General features: G+C 41.4%; 19 protein-coding genes. 5 read left to right on the forward strand and 14 right to left on the reverse strand.

Annotation, left to right across the window (positions count from 1 at the left end; all coding sequences use genetic code 11):
• Positions 1 to 65 precede the first annotated feature (65 nt).
• The 5 genes from V6B33_RS06040 to V6B33_RS06060 form a co-directional block, all read right to left on the reverse strand.
• Positions 66 to 3,218 carry a type 2 lanthipeptide synthetase LanM family protein gene (locus V6B33_RS06040; protein ID WP_334216839.1) on the reverse strand — a complete coding sequence of 1,051 codons (3,153 nt, stop codon included), beginning with the start codon at positions 3,216 to 3,218 and terminating at the stop codon, positions 66 to 68.
• A 68-nt stretch (positions 3,219 to 3,286) separates the two neighbouring features.
• Entirely contained in the window at positions 3,287 to 3,538 is a 252-nt protein-coding gene (locus V6B33_RS06045; RefSeq protein WP_334216840.1) for a plantaricin C family lantibiotic, read from the reverse strand.
• Positions 3,498 to 5,690, reverse strand: a complete 2,193-nt coding sequence (locus tag V6B33_RS06050; protein WP_334216841.1) for a peptidase domain-containing ABC transporter — start codon at positions 5,688 to 5,690, stop codon at positions 3,498 to 3,500. The genes V6B33_RS06045 and V6B33_RS06050 overlap by 41 nt, the downstream gene beginning before the upstream one ends.
• Positions 5,687 to 8,836 carry a type 2 lanthipeptide synthetase LanM family protein gene (locus V6B33_RS06055; RefSeq protein WP_334216842.1) on the reverse strand — a complete coding sequence of 1,050 codons (3,150 nt, stop codon included), beginning with the start codon at positions 8,834 to 8,836 and terminating at the stop codon, positions 5,687 to 5,689. Before V6B33_RS06055 ends, V6B33_RS06050 begins: the two co-directional genes overlap by 4 nt.
• Before the next feature lie 23 nt (positions 8,837 to 8,859).
• Positions 8,860 to 9,051 (reverse strand): class II lanthipeptide, LchA2/BrtA2 family, encoded by a 192-nt coding sequence (locus V6B33_RS06060; protein WP_334216843.1) that lies wholly within the window; start codon positions 9,049 to 9,051, stop codon positions 8,860 to 8,862.
• A 164-nt stretch (positions 9,052 to 9,215) separates the two neighbouring features.
• Between V6B33_RS06060 and V6B33_RS06065 the strand changes: the two genes are divergently transcribed.
• Positions 9,216 to 10,616 (forward strand): S8 family peptidase, encoded by a 1,401-nt coding sequence (locus V6B33_RS06065; protein WP_442915478.1) that lies wholly within the window; start codon positions 9,216 to 9,218, stop codon positions 10,614 to 10,616.
• Positions 10,617 to 10,657: 41 nt separating this feature from the next.
• Here V6B33_RS06065 and V6B33_RS06070 read toward each other — a convergent pair whose 3' ends face one another.
• The 5 genes from V6B33_RS06070 to V6B33_RS06090 form a co-directional block, all read right to left on the reverse strand.
• Positions 10,658 to 10,861: a hypothetical protein gene (locus V6B33_RS06070; RefSeq protein WP_334216845.1), complete on the reverse strand. Its 204-nt coding sequence runs from the start codon at positions 10,859 to 10,861 to the stop codon at positions 10,658 to 10,660.
• Positions 10,858 to 12,135, reverse strand: a complete 1,278-nt coding sequence (locus V6B33_RS06075; protein WP_334216846.1) for a tetratricopeptide repeat protein — start codon at positions 12,133 to 12,135, stop codon at positions 10,858 to 10,860. The genes V6B33_RS06070 and V6B33_RS06075 overlap by 4 nt, the downstream gene beginning before the upstream one ends.
• Positions 12,136 to 12,465: 330 nt before the next feature.
• On the reverse strand, positions 12,466 to 12,588 hold the full coding sequence (locus V6B33_RS06080) for a hypothetical protein (protein ID WP_334216847.1): 123 nt from the start codon (positions 12,586 to 12,588) through the stop codon (positions 12,466 to 12,468).
• A 438-nt stretch (positions 12,589 to 13,026) separates the two neighbouring features.
• Positions 13,027 to 13,941 (reverse strand): C40 family peptidase, encoded by a 915-nt coding sequence (locus tag V6B33_RS06085; protein ID WP_334216848.1) that lies wholly within the window; start codon positions 13,939 to 13,941, stop codon positions 13,027 to 13,029.
• Between the two features lie 521 nt (positions 13,942 to 14,462).
• Complete coding sequence (locus V6B33_RS06090) at positions 14,463 to 14,615, reverse strand: hypothetical protein (protein WP_334216849.1); 153 nt, start codon at positions 14,613 to 14,615, stop codon at positions 14,463 to 14,465.
• A gap of 178 nt (positions 14,616 to 14,793) precedes the next feature.
• Between V6B33_RS06090 and treP the strand changes: the two genes are divergently transcribed.
• The 3 genes from treP (at position 14,794) to V6B33_RS06105 (ending at position 19,178) form a co-directional block, all read left to right on the forward strand.
• Positions 14,794 to 16,209 (forward strand): PTS system trehalose-specific EIIBC component, encoded by a 1,416-nt coding sequence (gene treP, locus V6B33_RS06095; RefSeq protein ID WP_334216850.1) that lies wholly within the window; start codon positions 14,794 to 14,796, stop codon positions 16,207 to 16,209.
• Between the two features lie 607 nt (positions 16,210 to 16,816).
• Entirely contained in the window at positions 16,817 to 18,502 is a 1,686-nt protein-coding gene (gene treC, locus V6B33_RS06100) for an alpha,alpha-phosphotrehalase (protein WP_334216851.1), read from the forward strand.
• 499 nt (positions 18,503 to 19,001) lie between these two features.
• Positions 19,002 to 19,178 carry an aspartyl-phosphate phosphatase Spo0E family protein gene (locus V6B33_RS06105; RefSeq protein ID WP_334216852.1) on the forward strand — a complete coding sequence of 59 codons (177 nt, stop codon included), beginning with the start codon at positions 19,002 to 19,004 and terminating at the stop codon, positions 19,176 to 19,178.
• Positions 19,179 to 19,215: 37 nt separating this feature from the next.
• Here the strand turns inward: V6B33_RS06105 and V6B33_RS06110 are convergent, their stop codons facing one another.
• The gene (locus tag V6B33_RS06110) at positions 19,216 to 19,821 is read right to left on the reverse strand and encodes a DUF4440 domain-containing protein (RefSeq protein ID WP_334216853.1); all 606 of its coding nucleotides are present in this window, start codon (positions 19,819 to 19,821) and stop codon (positions 19,216 to 19,218) included.
• A 118-nt stretch (positions 19,822 to 19,939) separates the two neighbouring features.
• Here V6B33_RS06110 and treR point away from each other — a divergent pair, with 118 nt between their 5' ends.
• Complete coding sequence (gene treR / locus V6B33_RS06115; protein WP_334216854.1) at positions 19,940 to 20,662, forward strand: trehalose operon repressor; 723 nt, start codon at positions 19,940 to 19,942, stop codon at positions 20,660 to 20,662.
• A gap of 290 nt (positions 20,663 to 20,952) precedes the next feature.
• On the opposite strand, the gene V6B33_RS06120 is transcribed toward treR, so the two are convergent.
• From V6B33_RS06120 to V6B33_RS06130, 3 genes are read right to left on the reverse strand one after another with little or no spacing between them, the layout of a single operon-like run.
• Positions 20,953 to 21,801, reverse strand: coding sequence for a hypothetical protein (locus tag V6B33_RS06120; protein ID WP_334216855.1), 849 nt, complete (start codon positions 21,799 to 21,801; stop codon positions 20,953 to 20,955).
• Positions 21,802 to 21,861: 60 nt separating this feature from the next.
• Positions 21,862 to 22,584, reverse strand: coding sequence for a hypothetical protein (locus tag V6B33_RS06125; RefSeq protein ID WP_334216856.1), 723 nt, complete (start codon positions 22,582 to 22,584; stop codon positions 21,862 to 21,864).
• 50 nt (positions 22,585 to 22,634) lie between these two features.
• Entirely contained in the window at positions 22,635 to 23,177 is a 543-nt protein-coding gene (locus V6B33_RS06130; protein WP_334216857.1) for a signal peptidase I, read from the reverse strand.
• Between the last annotated feature and the right edge of the window lie 298 nt (positions 23,178 to 23,475).

The raw sequence follows: 23,475 nt of genomic DNA on the forward strand, positions 1-23,475 counted from the left end.
GTATACACGACAAAAAGTAAAGTATTTTTTACATTAAGTAAAAAATACTTTACGAAGATGCGAATTTAATTATTTTTAGGCTTATCCAAAATAAGGACAGAAGGAATGGAACTTGAGTCCGCGAGCCTTAATAGCCCATACCCGATACTCGCTATCCCATTCAGCAGACCAACGGAATTGATATCGGCCTGTATTTGTTCTTGGGCAAACATTTCTTCAATGATTTGCTTCTTCAGCATATGTAGTTCAATGTCCGAAGAATCCACAACCTTCTCTTCCACAGCCATAAGTATGTCAATCAAACCCAAGTCACCGTGACAGAAAGAATAATTCTTACCCGTTCTTGATTTCAGAGCAGTTTTGTATGCAGCTCGAATATCCCTCAGCAATCCTTCATATTGAATTCCATTCTCCTTCAGCATGCACCTCGACAGCAAGATTCCAGGTGCCCCGTGACACCATGCGATAACGTATTTATTAAGATGTGCACTGAACCAGTTATCATGTTCCTCGCTGAAGAATGTATTTTCAAATTCAATTCCTTCCAATATTAGTTTCTCAAGTTCCAAGGAAGGCCTATACTTATATAATCTGGACAAAGCTGCTGTGATACCGGCGTTTCCATGAGAAAAACCAATATATGGTTCTTTTTTACGGTCATTATGTGGAATCCATGCGATTCCCTTGCTTTGGTGTACAGAATTTTGACTCAAATGCTCTTTAATTGCTTCCGCCTGATCGAGCATCCACTCTTCCCGGTATGTTTCGTACAGATTCATTAAGACTAGTAACGCTCCAGAACTTCCCCCTATGAGGTCATAAAGAACGTCATTTCGAATGAATTTCTCAAAATAGCGTGCGTTCATTCTTGCTTCCGAGAGAAGCTGATCATCCTGGAACACATCCCCAAGGTGATGAAGACTGTAAACGATTCCGCTCAGCCCTAAATATGCCCCGAGATTGACATTATCTGGCTCGACTAATTCCGGAAGCAGCTTTATGATCGGTTTAATGGCTGCGTAAGCCGCTTCTTTGTAACGCTCCTTCCCCGTTACTTTCCACAGATAAGCAAAGTAGAGGGCGATACCCGGATTACCGTCATATAATCCAGGACCCGTAATGGAATATACCCACGTGTTCTCGTTTCCTCCTTTTGTAACCATACTTGTCCAGCAAAGTTCTTTACCGCTTTCATCCTCGTGTTTAATCGCATTGGTCAATAATATCTCTGCAATTTCCTCTGATTTTTTCACGAGTTCATCCTGCCCATCGGGTTTTTCAACGGTATTTTTAAAACGCAGAAGCTTAATATCGGTATCACTGTATACTGCGGATATAGTAGCAGAAATGATACTAAGCTGATGCTGCAGATCTTCATGGCTTAAACGTTCTATTTTTTCAAGACTTAAGGAAAGTCCATCTTGATAATAAAATTCGGATATTTCTTTAAGACCTGAGGACCAAATACTTTTCCCTTCCGGTGTGGAAGAGAAGTACGGTATGTCACCAATCAGCATATCCGCAATTTCATGGTCCACCGCCCGTTCGATTGATTCCTCTTCCTTCACACGTAAACGGTTTAATAAGATCTCTCTATCTATCTGATTTCTCATAAAATCAGGGTGATAGCTTAAGGTAAGAAGTCTTCCATATTTCATTGTATCCCTGAAGATCTTGCGTATTTCCTTTCCTCTGAAGGCTAGGATTTTCTCCTTCAATTCGTCTCGATTGTTTACAAAGAGAGAATAAACCATGGAGAATCCATCAGTGATCTGTTCCAGGTATTGACCGATATTCAGGCTTTCCCCTTGTACCTGGGGATTGTTTAATCCTGGAGACAATTTACCGTTTTGTTTCTCTATCCTCACTTCATCTGTATATTGTCCTGAGATGACATCCATCAGAAATGGGAGTTCCTGTTCAGACTGAGTATCGCCGATTCCGCTCACATCGAAACTGCCTTCCCCTTTAATCATCCGATTCGGAATAAGTCCGGTAGACAATACGGAATCTTTAATCAAGCGCAAGGATTTATTAACAACTTCACTCTTGGTCGGCGAGTGATTCGGAGAAACCGTGTGGTGGAAGAGAGATTCTAAATCGATCAAAACAGGTTGTTTTCCGTGAGAAATAATATTTTCATAGTGAAAATCTGTGGCATTCATCACATGAAGAATAGCCAGCAATTGACCTATTTGATGATAGAAGGCGGAAATTTCCTCTTTATCACTGCATTCTTTGTAAGTAACAAATTCAGACCATCCATACAGATCCCTGCTTAGAACATCTATTATTTTTAACTTATTATCAGAAGGGTTCAATTGATTGACCCATGTAAGGAATTTCTGAAATTCTGTATCAACCGATAGGTCTCTGGGCTTATACACTAGTCGCTCTCCATCCTCGAACTCTATGATGGTAACCGTCCTGCCCATTTTATGGGAATCACCGCTACCCAGATGAAGGTGTTTTATGGAGGATGAGGAATCAATCATCAATTTTTTACTAATATCACGTTTATCCTGTTCTAAATTCGTGAATAACTCTACTAAGAAGTGTTTGAAATGGATAATCTTCGTCGAAATCAACCGGAATAATACAGGGTATTCTTCATAAAGGGATTGCTGGTAGTCTTTATTCCCATCAAGAATTTGATAGAATGACTGATATCTTTCCTCAGTGGATTCCCCTTTCAGCTTACCCATTAACCTCAATGAGTTGATTTCCAGGATAAGCGTTTTATGACTTACAGCATAAAGCATATCCAAAAAGTGTTTGATGATATCGTTTTTGCAAGTGTATGTAAGTTGGTTCTCCCATTTCTTCAATCGATTATGGAATATGTCATAATAGAATTCATTCAGGAAAGGCTGGAAGAAAGAATAAAAGGGGACAGAAGACAAATCTGTATTCTCGAACTCTTCATCTAATTCCAGGGACGTCCGATCAGGGTCGCGTTGTTGACAAAGATGAAGAAACCATTCATGATTAATGGTAAAGTCCGGTTCTTGCCCTAACTCGAAGTGAGACTCAAGCGTTTTCGTATCAATATGATAATGACGTTTTAACATTTGATCGACATATGTATGATTTTCACCTTCCAGTACATCACTCCAGAATTGTTTTGCCGGACCGAGGTCTACTTTATGTTCATTCGTATGTGGTACGTTCAATCGTTCATTGATGGATAAAGACCGATATAGATGAGCAGTAGTCATAATTTCACCTCTTTAGGATTAAAATAAGAGGGAGCAGTTAATTGATAACCACCCCCCTTATTCATTCATTAATTACATTGTTTTTGACATTCAACAGTCAGTGTACACATATGTCCAGGGTTTCCAAGGAAGTAACTTGCTGCCGCGCAAGTTAGAGTCGTGAGGATCGTTTCAGCCCAACGATCTTCAGTACCACCTTGAATTTGAAGAAGTTCTTCTTCTTTAAGCTCCATGATCGGATTTTCGATTGGAAGCTTCGTTTGGTTACCCTGCATATTTCTATAATACGGGTTCTTCCACGCTTTTAATTCGTTGCTCATGTTTTTCACCTCCTTTCAAGTCCAGGCTTTCATTGGTTTCAAACAATGATTGATAATACGGATCGCTGGCCATTAATTCCTCATGGCTGCCTTGTGCTGCTATTTGACCGTCATGCAGGACAACAATTTTATCAGCATTTTGTATTGTTGACAGTCGGTGGGCAATGACTATCCGTGTGCATTTCATGCTTGTCAATACTTCATCGATTTTCTTCTCATTGATGCTGTCCAGGGAATTGGTAGCTTCATCCAATACCAAAATCCTCGGTGAAGGTGCAAGCGCCCTTGCAATCGCAATCCGCTGCTTTTGTCCGCCTGAGAAATTCTGTCCCTGTTCTGAGATGACCGTTTCATATTTCATCGGAATCGCCATGATTTCATCGTGAATTTGAGCGATCATGGCAGCCCGGACAATATCTTCTTCTCTGAGATGCTCATTCTGTGACTTGATATTTTCGAAAATTGATTGATTGAATAGAAATGGCTCTTGATTCACAATCCCCATTTGATTACGTGTATGCGACTTATCCAGCCCGGCCAAAGACACCCCGTCATAGAGTATTTCCCCCTCAGTCGGCACATGAAGTCCGACCAACAGATTCGCAAGCGTACTCTTTCCGGATCCAGATGCCCCTATAATGGCAATCTTCTCACCTGCCTGAATATCTAGGTTGATGTTCTTGATTACGGGATCAGCATACTTTGTATAAGAAAAGCACACATCCTTGAAGGTAATGTTCCCTTCCAGTTCTTTCTTCTCGTATGAAATGCTTTCATCATATTCAGCGGGCGTGTCCACCACATCACGAATCCTTCTTAAATACACCTTCAATTGATAGAATGTCTCCACTTGGAAAATCAGGGAGTTGGATGTACTGATGAAGAAGGTGGCAATTGATTGGAATGCTACCAATTCGCCAAGTGATAAACTTCCGCTCATCACTTGAGGAGCCCCTATCCATATCACCGCCAGCGGCATGAAATAAGTCAGTCCCCCGCTAAAGGAATTGATAAATCCGAAGACCCTTTCCTTCTTGATGAATGATCCGGCGAAGTCTGAATAGAGATTGAGCCATTTCTTTGAGACAACCTTTTCTGCTCCGGCAATCTTTATATTCAGCACACCCATGATGGATTCCGTTTGATAGGAGTAAAGTTTTGTATCCTTCGTCAGTTCATCTCTGTTCATTTCGTGCATCAAGGGTCTGAAAGCAAAGATAAACAGATAAAGAATGACCGTAAACCCAATGAGATAACTGGCTAAATAAATGGATTCATAAATCATATAGCCCAGGATGACGATCAAAAGCACAAAGTCCAGTAAGCTCTTCATGATTTGATTCGACAGGATTTGCCTAATCGATCGTAAATTTGAAAATCGGTATAATAAATCTCCTGACTGGCGAACCTGAAAGAAACTATACGGAATCTTCAAGATATGGCTGAAATACTCCCATGACATCTCATAATCCAAATACTTGAACATCCTGATCGATACTTCATTCCGCAATAAATTAAATATGAAATATGATCCGAAGGTGATTAATATTCCTTGCAGAAACAAACTCAGCAGTCCGGCTTGATTATCCAGCAGCATATTATCGATGATCCGCTGCGTAAACATCGGGGTGATCAGGACGAATAACTGCAGAATCACATTGAACAGAAGCATCATGCCGAGAATTTTCGGGCGTCCAGCCAGCATTTTGAGGTATGGCTTCCACAGGCTTTTCTCCTTTTGAGGAACAAAATCCTCACCTGGAGTAAGAGATAATATATATCCTGAATAATGCTGTAAGAACTCATCCTTCATCATTTTCTTACGGCCGTGTGCAGGGTCCAAAAGGATATATCCTTTTTTAGTAATCTTCTCTAAGACAACGAAGTGTTTGGCATCCCAATACAGAATCACGGGCAATTCAGCTAATGGCAGCTGGTCCGGTGCCAATTTAAAACATTTCGCTTCGAATCCCAGATCCTGCGACACCTTGTACAAATCATAAAGGGTGTTCCCATCCCGTCCGTTTCCTACTCTGTCCCTGAGGTCAAACAGCGGAATATGTTTATCGTAATATCCTGATACCATTGCAACACAAGCTAGACCGCATTCAGTTTGACTCATTTGTTCTATAAAAGGAATTTTCTTTTTCACAATGTATTCATCCTAACTCCCGGCAATTCCAACGCAAGAACAGATGGTATATGGTCAGGGTCATGAAGCCTTAACAGGGAGTAACCGACACCTGAAACTCCTAACATCAAACCGATTATCCCTCGATCCTTTAACCCCTGAATCTTTGATTGGGTAATTTCATTTTGCAGGTATTCATCGGCAATGCCCTTAATTCTTTCAATCGTCAGCTGCTCAGGATACTTTTTCGCAAGGTCTATCAATATATCAAGATTCCCGAACAAGCCATGACAGAGACCGATCCGGTCCAGACCAATGTGATTGTTGACGAAATTTTCAATTATTTCCGGCTGAAGCACGTTCGTTAAAGCACGTTCACCTTCCAAAGACGATCTTGCAAGGAGGACCCCCGGAGCGCCATGGCACCAATAATAAGATTTCGTCTTCTCAGTGACATTCTTTCTTAAGTCCAGCCAATTCAATTTCTCATGGTCAAAATGTTCATCTTCATATATAAGAAGTCTATCTGCCATATCCATCATATCCTGATCACGAGTGATGGATCCAAGCTTCTCCAGTGCCATAATCAAACCTGAAGTTCCGTGGGCAAGTCCTAATAGCAGATTCTCTACTTCGGTGGTCTCTAAGATTTCCATTAAATCATTTCCATAATTCTTCGCAATCGTTAAAGCCTTTTCCACTTCAAATTGCTCGTATAGATTAACGGCAAAGGTTATGACCCCTGCATGTCCATCGAGAAAGTCAATTTGTGTCTCACTTTGGACAGTACCTGTTCCGTCTTTCTTGTCACTTTCTTCCTTCTTTAAATCCTCAAGCATTAGAAGGTAGTCATACCCCATCACTTCAAATTTCTTATCTTTTAATAATGAAGAAAGGGAGTACAAGCTGTAAGCAAATGAGCCAATACCGTTAAATACTGAATTGGTCATAACCCCGCTGACGTCCTTCATCGTTTCATGGAGGTATTGAACAGTATTGTATATGGCAGTCTTGTAATTTTCCTTAGGTATATATTGATATAGCTGACCCAGGAACAGTGTCATCCCCAGCATGCCATTATAAAGGGAGAAATCCAGTGCCTTAAATTGGAACTGATTATTGACATTTTCCACTCCTACCCAAGACACATACTTATTTTCAAGATCTTTGACTGCCTGATCCATTAAGAAATCCCCGATGTTTTCTGCCATGGACAGAAAGGATATGGTCTCTTCTTTAATAAAGACAGGTGTTTTCACTGATGCCATTGCTTCAACCTCATTTACGTCTGATTCAGAAACAGCATTTGCATGAATCGACAATTTCATGAGCTGTAATTGTTCTTTAAGGTTCTCTTCACTCAGCAGGTTGATTTGAGCCTCCACCATTTCCAGGCTGGTCTGATCAAATACATCCTGAATCTCCCTTCCTTTACTATCAAAGAGGTTTCTGGAATCGACTGAGTAACTGAAATAGGGGACATCATTATTCAGCAGGTCTTCAATTTCACTTTCCACAATGCCTGAGTACCGTTCTTCCGACTTCACGATATTCCATAGCATCTCAAGCAGCTCTTCCCGATCCAAACCATTTTCCAAGTAGGTTGGATGGTGAGAAGCAATTAAAAACCTGGAATACATAAAAGTCGGACGAAGAACGATCCGGCAGCGTGATTCCCCAAACAAATCAACCACTTTATCGAATAATTCTTTCTTTCTATTCATCAAAACCCGGTATACTTCCTCAAAGCCCTGTGTCAAGTCCTCAACGAACTCTACTGGTCTGATAATCTTATTATCAAGTTGAACCAAATGGCCTTCATGTGAAGTTACGAAGCTTCTATTTTCATATTTATAGTCCCCATTCTCGTCTTCAACCATTACCCACCCTTTCATATTCTGAGAAGTTTGTTCAGGTCTTCCGGCAAGGGCACTTGGATCAAAGTCGATCTTCGAATTGAATACATGGCCAGTAGGCAGGACCCCTGAACTCAGAACCGTTTTCAATAATTCTTTACGGGGATATTTTAATATCTTATCGCTGTATAAGGAATTGGAGAATAGCGTTTCTAAATCGATGACGTACGGCACAGGTCCACTTGCAATGATATTCTCATAGTGCATGTCATTGGTTCTAAGCAGATGAAAAACAGCAATAAGAGCGCCCATTCTGAAATAATATTGATGTACTTCGTCTTTGTTCAAGCAAGCTTTCGGTTCGATGAACTGCTGCCAGCCGTATTTGTCATAAGAAATACTTGTTCCATTTGTGAGTCTGTAAGACAAACCCTCTTGATTAATCCAATCTAATAATCTATTAAATGCATTATCTATTGAAAGAGACCGAGGTTTATAAACCAACTTCTCTCCATCTTCAAACATCAGTACTGCAACTGTTTGCCCATTATTGTGTGAATCACCGAGCCCGAAACTCGCTGCCTTCAAGATTACTTCCTTATGAAAGAAAGAAGTGGAAATCTCCTGGTAGTCTTTATCATATCGGGTAATCAGATTCTTTACGTTTTCAATGGTACTGACAGTAACTTCTGTTAAGATCCTTGCCATTACAGGATACGTTTCTAAAATCTTATGTATAAATTGTATGTCTGTCAGATATACTTCTTTATAGTATTGAAAATCAAATGTATGGTATTCTTTAGATAGTTGTTCTTTCAGATTGTGGAATTCCAGTACAACGGTTTTATCGCTGACTTGTTTCAATTCATGAAACAAGTATTTTTCACAACTATTAATGAAGCTGTTTAAATCGATATGGCTGACTTTATACCCTGAAAAATGTTCTTGTACTCCCTTTACGAAATAGCTGGTAAAGGGAAGGATGAATAGTCCGGTATCTGCATTGTTCACATTATCTTTCAGTGTAGCAGAATCATTTTGATACAGGATATCCTGCAGGGTTTCCAGCCAGTCTGCTTTTTTGGTAGAAGGGGAATTCTTATTTTCCAACAGTGATAAAAACTGGTCATGAGAAATGCCTTTGTTCTCAAGTCTTTTCTGAAGAGCCACTAATTGTAATCCGGATTTTTTCAGCCATTCCACAGCCAGTCGGTTCGATCTTCCCAAATCTTCACCGGCTGGCACGGGAATTCTTTCATGTAAGTATGTAGCTTTCTTCCAGTTTTCAATCTTCAAATCTGTTGTAATCATAACAATTCCCCTTCATTAATTATTTAGCAGCGTGAAGAACAAGAAGTTGTAGGACATGACTCATAAGAACGATCCACTGTGTAAATGGTAATTGCCACTGTCGCTCCAAAAGTAGCACATGCCCAAGTAGTGCGCTGCTCTACATCTGTCGCTCCGGAAAGCTCCATCAATTCTTTTTCATCAACCATTCCGATTTTCTCTAAAGAATTTTTCATTTTGTTCACCTCCTTTCAAAAGTAGAGGGGTAATGATTTCTCGATTCAATTTCCATATTTTTACTTAAATTCAATATTTTTATATTTATAGTTTTTTCTTACAATTTCTTATCTGTTAATGTTATTATACATTTGTAATCCGGATAATTAAATAGAAAAGAGGAGTGTTGAGGTTGGGAAAGTTATGGCGTATTTCGGTGATTTTTACTCTACTATTCTGTCTTGTTGGGCAACAAGATTCTGTATTGGCAAAGGAATCAAGTAATTACTATACGATATTGCTGAAAGATGAGGATAAGTTTACTACATTCATAGAGGATGCCGGCGAATTGGGCCTCGAAATCGTATATGAAGTAAAAGAAATTGGAATGGTTCAGGTTAAAGCTTCTTCTGATAAGCTGCCCTTGCTCAAGGATCATGCAAATGTTGAAGAAGCGAACTTATCCGTCCGGGCAGTAAGAGAAGACACTCTTCCCAAAGCAAGCAGTCTTGCTCTTCCTTCTCTATGGGACTTCCAATGGGATATGCAAGAAGTAACTGAAAACGGGGAAAGTTATAACGTATTCAGCGGCAGTAAGGATGTAACAGTGGGAATCATCGATTCTGGTATCACCTCTACTCATCCCGATTTAAAAAATAATATAGTTCCGGGTTCAAAGAATTTAGTTCCCCCTAATGGATTCAGAGGAGAAGAACCCAATGAAACAGGGGAATTGACAGCCATTCAGGATTTCACCGGACACGGCACGCATGTTGCATCCCAAATTGCAGCAAATGGTTTCATAAAAGGTGTTGCACCGGAAATCGGTATAAAATCTTACAGGGTGTTCGGAAGCAGTTCAGCAGATTCTATATGGGTGGTTAAAGCCATAGTCGAAGCTGCAAATGATGATGTTGATGTCATAAACCTAAGCTTGGGCAGTTACTTAATTAAAGGAAAAACGATTTCGGACGGAGAAAGCTCCAAAGAAGAATTAGCGGAAATCAAAGCTTACCAGAAAGCCATTAAATATGCTCAGCGCAAAGGTTCTGTTGTGGTAGCGGCAGCCGGTAACGATTCCCTGGACGTAAGGGATAAAAAACAAATGGATGAATTTATCAGTGAGAAGCTTGCCGAAGATGGGATCACTTTCAAAGGAAAGGTATTCGATGTGCCGGCCGCTCTCCCTGGTGTGGTAACTGTTACTTCTTCTGGTCCAACACGGGAACTCTCAGTATTCTCAAATTACGGGAAGAAATTCTCGGATATCGCTGCACCAGGCGGGGATTATCGATATTTGCTTGCCTACGGAGGGGAACGATGGGTATCTGAAGGATGGCTTCAGAAAGAACAAATCATCGGTGCAGCTCCAAATGGAGCGTATTTCTTCTCTTCCGGTACTTCCATTTCCGCACCAAAGGTCTCCGGCACCCTAGCTTTGATCATCGATAAGTATAACTATAAAGATAAGCCAAATAGGGCTGCACGTCACCTTTATAAATATGGTGTTGACGAAGACACAAAGAATAATAGAGAAGAGTTCGGCCACGGTATTCTCAATGTCTTGAACGCGGTGTCTCACTAAACAAAAGAAATGCGCCCCTTTTTTTAGGGGCGCGTTTCTTTTTATCCTATTAAGCTATCTTTTATTTTATCGAATATCGGAGCAACTTTACCGTGACCCCATGGATCTGGAAGTTCATCGATAGCAAGCATTTGCTGTTCATTACTTAGCGAAGCTGACTTCTCATTTTCAATTTTCTCACTATTCACTCCATTAAATATCAGTATCATTGCTGCGACCAGTAAAGTTGAAAGTAATTTTTTCATTGTTTTCCTCCATTAGTTATGTGAATTTTTGATTGATTTATAGATTCCTGATAATAATAGCAGGCATTTTTATACTTTCGATCTTGAAAATAATAATCTGCCAGTAGTTTATAATAACAAGCTAAATCTTTCTTCTGCCGTTTCTCTTTTAAAATCGGCAGAGCTTCTTCCAGCATAAATACTTCGAAACGTTCATCAAGAGGATTCACTAAAAAGTCATACAATTTTAAATTCATTTCAAGTATTGAATCCAGCAGATTAACGCGAGCGGATAGTTCTCTCCCCTTGTGGATCCATTGGGCAGCCTCTACTACCATTCCTTCCTGGTAGTACAGTTTGATCAACCCCAACACAGTGATCATTTTCTTGTTGGTAGACAATTCTTCTTTCATTTCAAAACTCATTAGATACTGCTCGATGGCTTTACGTATATCCCCCCTTTCAAAATGTAAACTGCCCAGATTATGATGACAGTTTGCCAGTAATGCTCTATCGGAAGTAGCCTCTGCAATGATGAACGCTTTTTTATAGCTTTCAATTGCATTATCAAGTTCTCCCATCCCTTTATATGCCACGCCGATTGTGATATGACACTGCGCACACCTAAGCAATTCATAAATATTTTGATAATGAGAAAGTGCTTTTTCTGCATAATAGATTCCTAGATGGTATTTCCATAGCTGAACAGAAGTCAAAGATAAAAGATAGTAGAGATCATTCTTTTCGTTATGGTATAAGAAAATCTTGCTATCCAAGTATTTTTCGGCATTTCGATAGTGCTCGAAGGCAGATTCATATATATGTGAAGCATAATAATAGTCTCCTACGAATTTATGCCAATAATATTTTTCCAATGGTATATAGTCAGAATAATATTGAGTTAACCGACTTATATGATCTTCTGCTTCTTCCATTTGTTGAGTAATCACATAGAAACGGACAAGGTGAATTTCATAAAGTTTAATTAAACCTGAGTTATTTACCTTACTGAATTTATCTTGGATATCAGAATAAGCATGAACCGCTTCATTCTTCTTTCCCTTTAACAGGAGTTCGAACCAGCTGTTCATTGTTTGAAATAGATCCTCTTGCTCGCTTTCTTCGTAAGGAATTTCCAGTTTCTCACATAAAAGCTCGATGATTTCCTTAGCAGGGATTGCTTGATTATTTTCAATTTTAGATAAGTAGGATTTTGAAATGATGCCCTCCGCTAAATCATCTTGAGTCATTCCTTTGTTTAATCGATGAAATTTAATCCGATTTCCTATTTCCAAATTCCCCACCCCTCCTCATTATAGCCTCTCATGGTATGAATAACCTATTATAAATTACACATTTGGATAAGTATTCAACTCGCCATAATTATCTGGATATTTTTCTAAATTATAACTATTTTTCATGAAACATTTCCAGATTATCTTCTATATTTTAGAAATATTTTGTATTATAATGTAAATAATTAAATGTATTTGTAAAAAAATGGTGAAATAAAATAACTTTAATCCGACTATTTTCCTTTGTTTTTTTTCTGATAGTTTTTGTTTATTTAGGAGAGAAAATAAATAAAAACACCCCCTATTAGGAGGTGCAGGATGAATAGCTGATCAATCATAATGTCCTTTTGAATGTTTCAGTAAGAAATCCATTAGTTTTATTGGATTATCTTTTACACTTTTATTAGAATCAATCACATGCCCCTGCTTCTTCATTACTTCTGTTTTAGACATAATCTCCCTACCTTTCAATTCAATGAATGTGTGAGATTTCCTTTATCAGGAATTAACACTTAACTCTATTTATTCTTTATTATCCAGTTTTCTCCTTTAAATTGTTTTAGTGCTATTACAGTCCCTAGACTCTCAAAAAAAATGAAGGTTGGGATATATACAGATCATATAGTTCTAAAGACGAACAAAATCACGATACCTTTTTTTGACACCGCTCTTGATTTCCTTGCAAGATTTCGCTTTCCGAGGTCAGACGGCGAGCCTCCTCAGACTAAATTAACAGCTGGGACTAGCTAATAACTACTACTTGCTTTACAAAATATCAAAAAAATCCGAACTAATTCGAATTCTAGTTAAAGAATATGAATATAGTTCGGATTTTCTAAGACTAAAACACTTTAGTCCCAGTCTCTCTGTTCCATTACACATCAATTTAAATTAAAACGTTCTATACCCCGCAAATCTAGGAGACCAATAAGAATTGCTCAGTTTCGTCACAACCACACCGCTGTCCGATGCGTGAATGAATTCCCCATTGCCGACATAGATGCCCATATGGCTGATGCCTGCCTTATATGTGTTTTTAAAGAAAACAAGATCTCCTGGCTTCGGGTTTGAGATAGCAGTTGAACGGCTGTAGTAGCCCTCTGTGTTCGTACGTGCAATGCTCATTCCTGCCTGATTGAATACATAATAGATGAACCCGCTGCAGTCAAAGCCGCTTGGAGATGTTCCGCCCCATGCATATGGCGAACCGATGTATTTCTTGGCGATATCCACAACATTGGACGATGGCGCATCTGACTGTGAAGAACCAATCTTCAGTTTCTGTCCGACATAAATCGTGTTGGACGTCAGCCCATTCCAGGACTTGATCTGGGAAACCGATGTATTGTATTTCACAGCGATATGGGACAGGGTGTCACCCGACTGGACCGTGTATGTTCCGGTTGTAGGTGCCGGCTCAGGCTGAGAAGTCGATGATGGTGCAGATACCTTCAGCACTTGTCCAGGATGGATGACATCACTCGTAAGGTTATTCCACTTTTTCAGTTCAGCTACATATACATCAAATTCCTGACCGATCTTTGATAGATAATCTCCGGATCGAACGGTATATGTTTTAGCAGAAGATGTTGTCGGGGCGGATACTTCCAGTACTTGATTTACGTAGATCATATCCGACGAAAGGTCGTTCCAATTTTTCAGGTTCGAAACGGTTGTATCATATTTATAGGCAATCACAGACAGTGAATCACCGGATTTCACGCGATAAGAAGCGGCTTCAGCAGATGTAACGGCAAGTGACGAGACTAGAGCAGCAGTTGTTACGGCAATAATCGTTTTCTTCAAAAGTAAATTCTCCTTCTTCATGTAAAATTTTCATGCTTTACCATTATGGAAGAAGGAGATTGATAGGTTAATAGTACTTTTAGGGTATTCTGGGGAAAATACCCTGGAAACCGCATGATTACAGTGTTTAGTAATTTATGGTTCTATTTCCATGTTGGGTTGGAGATTGAACGTAATTGTGGAATTATGCCCATTTGGGTAGTTTGAGTGGTGCCTGGCTCATTTGCACGAGTTTGAGCCTGGCTCGATTGACCCGGTTTGAGCCTGGCTCAATTTGTTTAAGTGTACCTGGTACAATGACCCTGATAATGTACCGGGTACACAACTGCAGATCTGTGCCAGGAACAATTCCCCCAATTTGTGTGCCTGGCACAGAAATAAAAATGAAAACGCTACCCATTTTTATTGACAACTTGTATATACATGAATAGAATAATAGTATATCTTGTATATACAACAAGACCCCTTAATGATGTAAGCGTTTATCTATTCCTTGGATTGTGTGAAAGATTACCTATTATTTACACGTGATCCAGCTGTTGATTGGAGTGCATGACGCAGACTCCTGCGGAAGAAGTGGCCAATGTGAGACTCCACAGGAGCGCAGCGACGAGAGGCTCACGGGTCACCCGCGGAAAGCGAAGTCTTGCACGGGAATCAACAGCGGTGTTCATAGTAGATCTGATATTTATCCAAAAAAGCTTGAAATAGCATATTTAGAGACGTTTTCCACAAACTATTTAAGGGAATTCCATTAATAGAAATGAAAGCGGGTACATGATTGCTTTCGACCATTAACGGGGCGGATTGGCATAGTCCAAACGATCCCCGAGAAATCAGGGAGGGAATTTCATGAGCGTGAATAAAGAATCAGTTCGCGAAATCATTGAAGCGCTTGGCGGCAAGGAGAATATCCAGACGGGCACGCACTGTGTGACGCGACTACGCTTAGTGCTGAAGGACGAAAAGAAAGTAGACAAGGAACGTTTGGAAGAGATTGATATCGTTAAAGGATCATTCTCCTCCAACGGGCAGTTCCAAGTTGTTATTGGACAAGGCCTTGTGAATAAAGCGTATCAAATTTTAGCGGAAGAAACCGGTATCGAGCAGGCATCGAAGCAGGATGTCAAAGATGCTGCGACGCAGAACCTGAACCCTCTGCAGCGTGCGATCAAGACATTGGCAGACATCTTCATCCCGATCCTGCCGGCGATCGTAACGGCCGGTTTATTGATGGGTCTGAATAATATCCTGACTGGACCCGGTATCTTCTATGATGAACAATCTGTGATCGATGTTCATCCACAATGGGCAGATTTAGCAAGCATCATCAACCTGATTGCCAACACGGCCTTCGTGTTCCTGCCCGGATTGATTGGTTGGTCGGCGGTTAAGCGTTTCGGCGGAAGTCCATTACTCGGTATCGTTTTAGGTCTTATGCTTGTACATCCGGACTTGTTGAACGCTTGGTCTTACGGCAGCGCCGAAAAGGTTCCGACTTGGAATCTGTTCGGACTGGAAGTAGACAAGATCGGGTATCAGGGACAGGTATTGCCAATCCTCTTCGCATCTTACTTGTTAGCGAAGATTGAAATGTTCCTAGATAAACGGGTCCATGACTCGATTAAATTGCTGGTCGTTGCACCGGTTGCGTTATTGATCACTGGCTTCGCATCGTTCATCCTGATCGGACCTGTTACCTTCTTCATCGGTAACTTATTGACTGACGGCGTCGTGTGGGTATTCGACTCTGTATCTTGGTTAGGCGGATTACTATACGGCGGACTATACGCAGTCATGGTTATCACGGGTATGCACCATACGTTCCTGGCAGTCGACCTGCAACTTGTCGGAAGCGAAGGCGGCACATTCTTATGGCCGATCCTGGCTCTGTCCAACATTGCTCAAGGTTCAGCCGCTCTTGCAATGATGTTCGTCGCGAAGAAAGAAAATGAAAAGCTGCGCGGTTTGGCAGGAACTTCTGCGATTTCAGCCTATCTCGGCATCACGGAACCGGCGATGTTCGGGGTTAACCTCCGCTACCGCTACCCGTTCATCAGTGCCTTGATCGGTTCTGCAATCGGCGGGGTGCTGCTCGCGATGACTGGAACCAAAGCATTCTCCATCGGTGTCGGAGGACTGCCGGGATTCTTATCCATCATCCCGGAATACTGGATTCCATTCTTCATCGGAATGGCAATCGCAATTGTCGTACCATTCGTATTGACAATGGTTTGGTCTAAGTTCAGCAAGAATAAACCGGTATAATGAAAGTTGGCCATCCAGGAGCTTAAACAGATCGATGGATCGGCATTTAGATAGAGAATAAAGATAATAGTAGACGAACTTGTATATACAAGTTAAAATGAGGGGGCGATAGTGGTCAACGGCACATTCCAATTCGGAAGTGTGTTGTTGGTCCCGCTCTCTTTTTATTTGAAAGATGCTTTAGTGCGTTAATAAAGCTAGGGGCGGACTTATATAAGCTTGGATAGAAAACGAACTGTTCAGATGTCCTTTCCTAACAATTTTTATAACTACTATTTACTAAAATGGCTATGTTATAGCTGGTTTCAGCTTTTGATTGGAGCGTAAGACGAAGACTCCTGCGGGAAACGTGGCCAAGGTGAGACCTGTCCAGCTCCAGGGCTTAGAGGCACATTTCATAAGTCAAATCGCTCAAGAAGGCAAAGAACGCCTTCGTGCTCGATTCGCCTTATGCCACCCGCCTCTGAACAAAGCCCTTCCGCTTTTCTAACCCACAGGAGCGCAGTGACGAGGAGGCTCACAGGTCACCCGCGGAAAGCGAAGTCTTACGCGGAAATCAAAAGCGCATCCAAAAGTACAAACTAATTAAAGGATGGTGTTTAGCAACATGAAGCAACCATGGTGGAAAAACTCAGTTGTCTATCAAATCTACCCGAAAAGCTTTAACGATACGACCGGAAACGGCGTTGGTGACATCAAAGGGATAACAGAAAAACTCGATTACCTGAAAAAGCTTGGCATCGACGTAGTATGGCTGACCCCAATCTACAAATCGCCTCAGCGCGATAACGGATACGACATCAGCGACTACTTCAACATCCATGAAGAATACGGCACGATGGAAGATTTCGATGAACTCCTCTCGGAAGCCCATGAACGCGGCATCAAAATCATCATGGACATCGTCATCAATCATACCTCCACTGAAAGTCAGTGGTTCATTGAATCGCGAAAATCAAAAGACAATGAATACCGAGATTTTTATATCTGGAAAGACGGCAAACCTGACGGATCGGAGCCGACGAACTGGCAGTCTAAATTCGGCGGCAATGCATGGCAGTACGATGAAGGAACCGGTCAGTACTACCTTCATCTCTTTGACGTCACACAGGCTGACCTTAACTGGGAAAACGACGAAGTCCGCAAAAAGCTGTACGATATGATGCATTTCTGGCTGAAGAAAGGCGTAGACGGCTTCCGCCTCGACGTCATCAACCTGGTTTCGAAAGACCAGGACTTCCCCGATGACGACGGTTCGGTCGCTCCCGGAGACGGACGCAAATTTTACACAGACGGGCCGAAAGTCCATGAGTACATGCAGGAAATGAATAAAGAAGTCTTCTCTCAATACGACATCATGACAGTCGGAGAAATGTCTTCAACGACAATCGACAATTGCATCAAATATTCGAACCCTGAACGCGGCGAGCTCAGCATGACGTTCAATTTCCATCACCTGAAAGTGGACTATCCAAACGGAGAAAAATGGTCGGTTGCAGACTTTGATTTTCTTACATTGAAGGATATCTTATCGACCTGGCAGCGTGAAATGCACAAAGGCGGCGGCTGGAATGCGCTCTTCTGGTGCAACCATGATCAGCCGCGAATCGTTTCCCGATACGGTAACGACGGCGAGTATCGTACCGAATCAGCGAAAATGCTCGCAACAACGATCCACATGATGCAGGGCACGCCTTACATCTATCAGGGCGAAGAAATCGGGATGACCAACCCGAAGTTCACCAGTATCGATGAATATCGGGATGTCGAATCCATCAACATCTTCAATATTTTAAAAGAAGAGGGCAAATCGGAGGAAGAAATTCTTGAGATCCTGCGTCACAAATCCCGGGACAATTCAAGAACGCCTGTCCAGTGGAGTGCTGAGGAAAACAGCGGATTCACTTCTGGTACGCCTTGGATCCCGGTTGCGAAAAACTATAAGGAAATCAACGTGGATCAAGCGCTGGCCGACGAGAACTCTGTCTTCTATCATTATCTGAAGCTGAACAGCCTCCGCAAGGAATACTCCACCATCGTTCACGGTGACTATCAATTGATCCTTGAAGATCATCCTGAGATTTTCGCCTACCTTCGTAATGGCGATGGTGAGAAACTGCTTGTTGTTAATAATTTCTATGGAAAAGACAGCGAGTTCGCACTGCCGGCAGAAGTGGAAGTTGAAGGCTGGTCAAGTGAGGTTCTGATATCGAATTATGATGACACAGCGAATCATTATCGGAACTTTACACTGCGTCCGTATGAGTCAGTTGTGTTCCGGTTGACTAAATAATAGTTGGATGGTACCCGCATTTTGCGGGTGCTTTTTTTATGGATTGGATTCGATCAGGATAAGCTTTTGACTAATTAACCTTTGAGTTTGTTCTGTGATTTTCCGACAAATGGATCATATAATTTGAGGACGGATCATAAATCTCAGGAATGGCTCATAAATTTTCACAATGGATCGCATACCTGCAGAATGGACCATAATATGTGAAAATGGACCGTAAATTGTGTAAACGGATCATAACACCCCTTTTGCTTATCACTTAACCATATAATCCTGTATTGAAGTGTACTCAAAATTATAATCTCAACTGGCGTCTCCCCCACTTAAATCAAATTCCAACTATCCTGAATGCTGTATCCCCATTATCAGCCCCAACGATTGAATCATTTTCCCAATAAAACATTCTATACAAAAAACTGTAAAGAAAATTATAGGAAATCTGACACATTTCCCGAGAAATATGTCATAATATAGACACAGATTCAAGAGGAGGGATGATATGCAATCCACAACCTTGCGTAACATACTTTATGAAATGGAAAAAAAGCGTTCAGAGCTCCAATCCTTCGCTCTTGTCAATGGGTTCACCCATCCTGTGACTATCAGGCTGAGTCAGGAACTTGATGAATTATTCAACCTATATGCTGAACAAAAAAATAATATACATAAAAAATAGACTGCGGGCGAGATACCGCAGTCTATTTTTATTATTCCTAATTCTCCTGATCTTCTTCACTTGCCAGGAAGAAGATAGCGGCAACCTTCCAGCCTTCATCTTTCTTATGGAACACGGTCACTTGCTTTCCTGAACGTGTCACTTCCTTGCCGCCGTTTGGATCCTTTGTGGTGGCAGTGATTTCGGCATATACATCCGCTTTCTTCCCTGCATAGTTAATGATCTTCATATTTTCCACCGTACGCTGTGAATCCACGGAGTCAAAGATCTGCTTCACATAACGCTTTTCATCTTCGTATTTGAAGTTAACCGGTGTGGTTGAAATGACTTCCATATAAGAGTCGAAATCCTCTTTGTTAAACGCATCGATATATTGATTAAAGGCTTCTGTAATAGCTGTCTTTTCCTCGGCAGGAATATCTTCTGCTTCTTTCAATGCAGCAGCATCTTCCACAACCTGTGTCATCTGAGTAAGTGAAGCGGCTTCATCAGTTGCCGGATCGTTCTTCGGATCCTCGCTCTCCTGAACCTCTTCTGTATCCTTCTTCTCTTCCTTTGCTTCCTCTTCTCCTCCGCAGGCAGCCAGTAACAATGTACTCATCCCGATACCGAGCATGATTTTCTTCCAATGTTGTGTCGACAATATCCTTCACCCTTTTCTTAAATTTGCACTATCTCCATTCTATTGAAAATATTCACAACACTCAAGTTCAATCTCATATTCCGGTGATATTATGGTAAAATAATTGATGGTGATACAAATGACGAAAAGCAATAAATATAAACAAATCTTTGAAGATCTGTCTAACAAAATACAAGACGGCACTTACAAAACCAATACGATTCTGCCGTCAGAGAATGAACTTGCAGTGATGTACAAGACCTCCCGTGAAACTATCAGGAAAGCGCTTACCCTCCTGGCTCAAAAAGGACTGATCCAAAAGCTCCGCGGAAAAGGTTCCCTGGTCCTTGACGTGTCGCGGATGGATTTCCCGATTTCCGGTCTCGTAAGTTTTAAAGAACTTCAGTCATCCATGGGCCGTGACGACATTGAAACGACGGTGCATGAATTCGGGCTAGTCAATGCGGATAAAACCCTCTGCTCCATTTTCGACACGGTTGGCAGCACCGAAATATGGAATGTCGTCCGCTCCCGGCAGATCCAAGGTGAAAGGATCATATTGGATACCTCATATTTCCTTAAATCGGAGGTTCCGCTGCTGACGAAAGAAACCTGCGAGAACTCGATCTATGAGTATTTGGAGAACGACTTGAAGCTTCCAATCGATTTTGCCAAAAAGGAAATCGTCGTTGAGCCGTCTACCGAGGAAGACCGCCGTTATCTCGATTTGGATGATTACGATCATGTCGTGGTCGTGAAGAATTATGTCCATTTGAAAGATGCCACGCTGTTTGAGTATACAGAGTCCCGGCACAGGCTGGATAAGTTCCGGTTTGTGGACTTTGCGCGGCGGAAGCATTGAGTGAAACCACTTTCCGTGATGGGAAGTGGTTTTTCATTGTTGATGCCCGTTGGGGGTGCCAAGCGCATAAATGGTGGTTTTTGTTTGGCATACTTTTATCGGTTTGTACCTGGTACAATAATGGTGTTTTGTACCAGGTACAATTTGAGGTTTCTGTACCTGGTACAGAAAACATGAATAGTGCCAGGCACAATCTTGCTCATCTGTGCCTGACACCAGAACAGCCCGCCACAACAAAAAAACCGGACCCCTGCAGGCCCAGCTCTAATAATTACTACTAAATTTACTCTTTACGACTCCGTTTTTTCATTCCCTTCATCTTTATCAAGGGTTGGGGAATCTTTAACGGAGGCATCCTCTACTGACTTTTCCTTTTCAGGAGACTCTTCATCAGAGATCGGCTCATCTTTTACCTTTTCTTGATCAGAATTTTCCTCTCCATCCACAGATTCTTTACCTTCTGATAGCTCATCCCCTTCTTTTGTCTCATCTGCTGGCTGCTGTTCTTCCCCTGCCGCTTCAGGCTCAGTCGGTTTCTCATTAGGCTGTTCAGGTTCGGTTCCCTCTGGATCATTGCTTTCTTGATTGCTCTTTTCTATCTTATCCGGCTTCACTTCCTGTTTTTCTTCTGGTTTTGTTCCCATGGTTTCTTTTAATTTCACCCGGTCTACAGGAACCGGATATGTTTCATCGACGTATTGGTTGAATGCCTGGATTCTGTATGTCAATGCTGCCGCGTCGCAAGTGTCTGCCGCGATGTCCGGTTTCACGGTCAAGATTTGTCCGGGTTTCAGCTTTTTGCCGCCTGCCTCTTCGTAGCCGCTCCCGGTAGAGAAGGAGACAGTGACGACCGTATTCATTTCTGAAATGTTTTTCACTTTCAGGGTGTGTGTAATGCTGCATTGTTGCTCGTAACGGACTTCTGATGATTGGATAGTCAACAGATCCTCTGTCGTGGCATTTCTGATGGTGCCGGATGCATTCGTTTCCGAGGTAAGCCAGGCATACGTTCCCGGTACAGACGTCATGGCGAAGGAAATAAGATAGATGATGGAAATGATCAGGAAGGTGGCGAAAACAGCATGAAGCTTACTTTTATCCTCGTTCTGTTGTTCATATTCGTTGTGGATCACCCTCATTTCGTTCCCCTTTCTAACGTGCAGGCAGCCTTAAGAAAGACTGCCTGTACCATTTCATGTTTATTTCTTATTTTCGAACTTCGCACCCTGGTCCGTTTGCTTCGCTTGAACGTTCAAGTTGCCGCTGTATACTGCTCCTTGATATTCGTTCCCTGCATTTTGATCAAGCTTCACATCAAATACGATGTCGATGTATTGATCTGATTTCAGCTTGAAGAACTTATCATTCCCGATTTTATATGTCTTGCTTGAACCTTCTGATGATTTGGCCATTGCAGCCATCGCCTGTGCCTCTTCGAGTGTCGCTTCTCCCGTGATCACTTCGACGCCTTCAGGTAATGACGGCGCTGCTGATTTGGCGAGGCTCATGGAAGGATTATGATTTCCGTTGAAGAAACCTCTTTCCCATTGCTGCCTGAAATTTTTCAATACGTCCCCACTAGGTTTTTCTTTATATTTGTATGCCAGGTAATAGATCTTGTAAGGATCTGCGGATGCTTTATCAACTGACCCGGTATATGTCACTTTAAGCTGCTGGTCCATGCTCCCCGTATTATCAAGAGTAACGAAATTTCCTAGAACATATTGTGAAGGTGCAAACGATTCCCCGCTGAATAATTCCGTTGAAATCGCTTCTCCGTTATTGACTGATAAGGTGCCGTTATCAATTGTACCCACCGCCTGCGTACTGGATGTGAACCATGAATATGTACCATACCCTGCGCTTACGACTAAAGCCCCCGCCAATGATGTTGCCAATAATGCTTTTTTTACGTTTTTCATATTCTATTTTCCTCCTCAAAATGGGTATCTATTTATTATTTCTGTCTTCTTTAATGGACTTTTGCAGTCTTCTCTTTATCATTTAAATGCTTGGATATGCGCTGATAGACTTCTATCAGGATATAGAGCAGGAACGGCAGCAGGACAAATATCGAGAAACCAAGTTTACTGGAAATGAGTTTCGCTATGTAACCGGCATTTGGCAGGATGAAGGCGACTTTTCCTATTACATTGGCAGGCTGCGCCTTTTCTTTGTCCTCAACATTATTATTGTCACCCTTGGTTATGAAACCTTGCTGAGTTACCTGTGCTACCCGGTGAGTGACGACTCTTTTATCAGCAGTTTGAAAGGTGAGTATATCCCCTTTCTTGATATTTCCGATTTTTGTTTCCTTCACTAAAATCATATCCCCTGCGCTGATTTCAGGTTTCATACTGTTTGTCAGCACCGTCATCGGTTTGTACCCGAAAAAGGCCGGGACCTTCATTGGATCCTTTTTCGCTTGAAATGTTGAAAATAGTAAAAACACAATACAACATAGTACAAATACCGTCAGGAGATACATCGTACCTTTTGCTAGTTTTTTACCCATCAACTCCCCTCCTCTATTCAATTTCATTGCCTGTATTCACAAATCTACTAGACTTATACGAAAGTGTCAACTTTATTGAGAACAAAAATGTTCGCTAAAAAGTGACAAGCTTCATCGCTTTCTTTGAATAATAAAAAATCGTAACTAAGCCAACAGTGTCGCGGAAATGAATGAGTTAAAAGTTGTTAGAAACGAACAAACCTGCCTCTTTGTTACACGTATTTTTGTCGTTATTTGATGAGCGACTCTTCTACCAAAGTGCATTTTAATAGAATAATATGAAAATGTACCAAAATAA

The sequence above is a fragment of the Mangrovibacillus sp. Mu-81 genome (assembly GCF_036867415.1).
Taxonomy (GTDB): Bacteria; Bacillota; Bacilli; order Bacillales; family Bacillaceae_B; genus Rossellomorea.